General features: G+C 67.7%; 6 protein-coding genes. 1 reads left to right on the forward strand and 5 read right to left on the reverse strand.

What is annotated here, in order from left to right; genetic code table 11:
- Window positions 1-8 precede the first annotated feature (8 nt).
- The 5 genes from otsB to VNF71_14005 all read right to left on the reverse strand — a co-directional run bounded on the left by otsB (window position 9) and on the right by VNF71_14005 (window position 3,251).
- Complete coding sequence (otsB, locus tag VNF71_13985) at window positions 9-806, reverse strand: trehalose-phosphatase (protein HVA75664.1); 798 nt, start codon at window positions 804-806, stop codon at window positions 9-11.
- Window positions 803-1,336, reverse strand: a complete 534-nt coding sequence (locus VNF71_13990; GenBank protein HVA75665.1) for a LytR C-terminal domain-containing protein — start codon at window positions 1,334-1,336, stop codon at window positions 803-805. The genes otsB and VNF71_13990 overlap by 4 nt, the downstream gene beginning before the upstream one ends.
- Entirely contained in the window at window positions 1,333-1,650 is a 318-nt protein-coding gene (locus tag VNF71_13995) for a DUF3263 domain-containing protein (protein HVA75666.1), read from the reverse strand. The genes VNF71_13990 and VNF71_13995 overlap by 4 nt, the downstream gene beginning before the upstream one ends.
- A gap of 93 nt (window positions 1,651-1,743) precedes the next feature.
- Window positions 1,744-2,703: a hypothetical protein gene (locus tag VNF71_14000; GenBank protein ID HVA75667.1), complete on the reverse strand. Its 960-nt coding sequence runs from the start codon at window positions 2,701-2,703 to the stop codon at window positions 1,744-1,746.
- On the reverse strand, window positions 2,700-3,251 hold the full coding sequence (locus VNF71_14005; protein ID HVA75668.1) for a sigma-70 family RNA polymerase sigma factor: 552 nt from the start codon (window positions 3,249-3,251) through the stop codon (window positions 2,700-2,702). Before VNF71_14005 ends, VNF71_14000 begins: the two co-directional genes overlap by 4 nt.
- A 119-nt stretch (window positions 3,252-3,370) precedes the next feature.
- On the opposite strand from VNF71_14005, the gene VNF71_14010 reads away from it, so the two are divergent.
- Window positions 3,371-3,646: a hypothetical protein gene (locus VNF71_14010; protein HVA75669.1), complete on the forward strand. Its 276-nt coding sequence runs from the start codon at window positions 3,371-3,373 to the stop codon at window positions 3,644-3,646.
- Window positions 3,647-3,908 lie beyond the last annotated feature (262 nt).

Below are 3,908 nucleotides of genomic sequence, written 5' to 3' on the forward strand. Positions count from 1 at the left end.
TATTTAGCCTACCCACTAGCCATCTCCTCGAGGAGATGGAGCACGCCCTCCGGCCCGTCGACCACCAAGTCCGCAGCCTCGAGGACCTCCGGCCGGGCCTCCGCCCCACCGACCGCGACGGACAGGGTGACGACGCCCGCGTTGCGCAACCGGCGCAGGGCCTCGAACGCCGGCACATCGCCGACGTCGTCGCCGGCGAAGAACACCGCCCGCAAGCCGCCGGCGAGCTCCTCCACGACTGTCCCCTTGTCGCTCCCCACGGGAGGTCGCAACTCGACCGACATCTTGCCGGGATGGGCGACGAGCCCGGTGCGATCCGCCTCCGCGGCCCCGAATTCCTGCACCCAGCCTGAGTTCTGCGGCGCGCGCCTGTAATGGAGCGTCACGGCGAGGCCCTTGCGCTCGACGGTGACTCCCGCCGGCGCTACGGACTCCGCTAGAGCGGCAGCAGCCGACAGTGCCTGTCGCCACGGAGCGGCCTCGGGCGACTCCTCGATGCGGAGCTTGCCGTCGTTGTCCTTGCGGACCCGCTCCATTCCGTAAAGGCCGACCAACTGCGCACCGCTGGCACCAGCGCCGGCGCCCTGCGCAAGCTGCTCGACCAGGTACGACACCGGCCGGCCCGATATCACCACAACCCGCCTGAAGCGTACGGCGAGCCTGCCGAGCGACCCGGCCACCCCCGCGAGAGGGCGAGCCGCGCCCGGATCATCGACGATCGGGGCGAGGGTTCCGTCGAAGTCGAGGAATATCCCGGCCGAATCCGGTTCCCGCAGGAATGGCTCGAGGTAGGTGGCCCTGGTCAGGCGTTCGACGCGAGGTCTGGCCCGATCACGAGGACCAGGTCCGCCTTGGAGCGCTCGCTGGTCGGGATCGGAGCGGAGCTGGGGGCGGGAACTGTGGTGTTCACGGCGCTTTGGGGGAGACCGACCGCGGTAGCCAACGCGTAAGCCTCGGGGACGTATCCCGGAGTGATCACGTAGATCGCCGAGGTGGTCACCTTCGACGTCGCGTCGTCAGGCGCAAGGGTGTTGTACCCGGCCGTGGTCTTCAGCTTGCTGCTCCACTGACCGGCCAAGTTCCCGCTGCCGGTGCCGTTGAGCACCTGGACCTTGATGCTGGCGGGCGCGACGAGGGTCGTCGTGGTCGTCGGGACAGTCGTGGTGGTGACGCTTACCGAGGTGCGCTGCGCTGTCGTGCCGTGCGTGCTCGGGCTGTGGCGCAACACGATCCAGCCGAGCACCATCACGACGACGATGACGAGGATCGCCTTACCCGTCTGGGTGCCGCCGTCGTTGCGCCGGCCGGGGCCCGCCGCGCCGCCCGCGTCGCTCACCTGGCTCTCCAGCCGCCGGATCCCCCACCCGTGCTGGGCGCCTGCCTGCCCTCGAATCGTGCCCGCCGGCGCATGTCGCGCGCTCGTCGCAACCTACGTACGAGCAGCGGATCGAGCTCCTGCGCCCCGGGCCGGTCGATCAGTGAAGCCAGTAGCTGGCGGTAGCGGGCCGCCGAAAGGCCGAACCTCTCCCTTATCGCGTCCTGCTTTCGACCAGGTTGCTTCCACCAGGACCTCTCGAAGTCGAGGATGGCCCGCTCGCGCTCGGAGAGTCCCATCCGCCCGAGCTTTCCATCCCAGGTACACGTGATCAAGGACCCGCCTGGCCCGCGGACCCCCGGACGCGTTTCGGGGACGAAACGGTTCCCCCCAGATCCGTTTCGTCCCCGAGTTCAACCCGCGAGGTCTCAGTGACCGCTGGGGTTGCCCGATCCGGAGGTGCTGGCGCCGCTGCTGCTGGTCGCCGCAGTGCCGGTCCCGTTGGTGCTGGCGTTGCCGCTGGCGGTGTCCGCCGTACCGGTACCCCCAGAGTTCGGGGTGGCCACCGGCGGGGTCGTGCTCGGCTGGCCGGCGTTGTCCGATTGGCTGCCGGGGCTGGACGGCTTGTTGCCGGTGTCGCCCGTCTGGCCGTTCTGGTCAGTGCCGGCGTTGACAGAGGCATGGCCGGAGGTCACCACTCCCTCGCAGTAGCCCTGGGTTCCGGAGAGGCCACCCTTGAGGGTGATAAGAGCACTGAACGTCTTGGACGAGTCCGACGGAACGCTGCTCAGCGTCGTGCCCATCGGGTGGTGAGCCATGAACGCGGTGCAGAGCCCGAACTGCGCGTTGGGATTGTTCGCTGCCCCGGTCGAGTTCGGGGAGGCCGAGTTCTTGCCGTGCCCAGTCGAGTTGCCGTTCGTGTTGCTGCCCGAGGCGCTCGACGCGGCGATGGCGAGGCCGGCGCTGGCATGCGAGTTGGCGTGGCTGCTCTGCATGGGCAGCGATCCCGTGGCGGCAGCGGCGGCGGTGCCGAGCCCCAGGGCCGCGATGGTTGCGGCCGTGGCGGCCTTGGCAGTCAAGAGCTTGGACAGCATCGAACGTCTCCTAGATATCTGCGTCTGCGACGCGGTGGCGGACGAGTGCACCGGTGTCGTCGCCTCCAGGGCTGCCAACGCGGCGGCAACGACACCCACCTTGTGAGCCGTCTCCTCAGGGATCGGGCTACCGGCGACTGTCTCGAACAACGACGCGAGCCCGTGGTAGGGGTGCGACGCGTCCGAAGCCGGAATGTGACCCGAAAGGAGGCGCTCGGCCATTTCGTCGTTGAACGACGGCTCACGGAACGGTAAACGGTGCATCTCGCCTGAGCTATCGCTTTCCATGGTCATCCCGTTACATCCTCGAGAGAAATTTCGTCAGCCAACTTCTTCAGGGCCCGGTGTTGCAGCACCCGGATCGTCCCCGGCCGCTTACCGAGGATCTCTGCCACCTGCTCGACGTCCAGCCCGCCGAGCACCCTCAGCAGGACCACCTCAGCCTGGTCAGGGCTCAGCACCGCTGCGATCCTGAGAGCGGCAGCCTGAGCGCTCGCAGCCCCGACGACCAAGTCCTCGGGACCCTCCGCGGCCGTCTCCGGTCCGGGGGAGGCCATGTCGGCCTCTTCCTGGGAACGCTGCCTCCAATGGTCGACGAGCCGGCGGTGAGCGATCGTGAACAACCACGAGCGGAACTGCTCCTCGTCCCCTTCGAACGAGCCGAGTCTCGACGCAACACCCATCCATGTGTCCGCGGCAAGGTCTTCTGCGGCTCGTGGTGCTCTCGCTGCGAAGTACCGCAGAAGCCGAGGGTTGTAATCGTCGTATAGAGCTCCGAAGGCCCACTCCGCGCCGGTTTTCGCTGCCGCCAGAACCGAGTCGAAGGCCTCCCCGCTCCTCACGACAACATTCTCGCCCAAGCGAGCGCTCTGGGACTGTCGGGCGAATCTCCAAGTGGGGCGTTTCTCGTCGACCGTCTTGGGTATGTGCTCTCGTCAGCTTCGAGGCTAAGGAGGCACAAATGCTCAATCTGACCGAAGGTGCAGCCGAGGCGATCCGCGGGCTGGTAGGCGACCGGCCCGACGCGGGACTCCGGATCTTCTCCCGCAAGGACGACGGCAACCAAATCGAACTCGGTTTGTCGATTTCCGATCGCCCCGAAACCGGCGACGAGGTGGTGGATCACTCGGGAACGCACGTGTTCGTGGACGCGCAGATCGCTCCAATACTCGATGGTCGGACCCTGGATGCGAATGTGGGCGACGGGCAACGGGTGCAGTTCGGGTTCGTCTCCTAGCGGCACGCGTCGAGGGTGCTCATCGGTGGTCGCGGTCCCGCCCCGGTGAGGTCGGCTCCTTTCACCCGTACAGCGTCGTGCGAGGCCCTTCACTGCCGCGATAGGGGGGCGAGAGGCTGCGCACCATGCTGATCAGTCGATGGTGCATGGTGGAGTGGTGAGAATCGCGGTGGTGGGGGCGAACGGGTTCGTCGGGCGGGCGCTGGCGGTTGCGCTCGTCGAGGCGCGACACGACGTCATCGCGATCTCGCGTCGTGGTCCA

The sequence above is a fragment of the Acidimicrobiales bacterium genome (genome assembly GCA_035533095.1).
Lineage (GTDB): Bacteria > Actinomycetota > Acidimicrobiia > Acidimicrobiales > Palsa-688 > DATLUM01.

Coding starts and splice junctions, on each gene's coding strand:
- VNF71_14000 (HVA75667.1), bottom strand. CDS start 2,703: ATGACCATGGAAAGCGATAGCTCAGGCGAGATGCACCGTTTACCGTTC.
- VNF71_14010 (HVA75669.1), top strand. CDS start 3,371: ATGCTCAATCTGACCGAAGGTGCAGCCGAGGCGATCCGCGGGCTGGTA.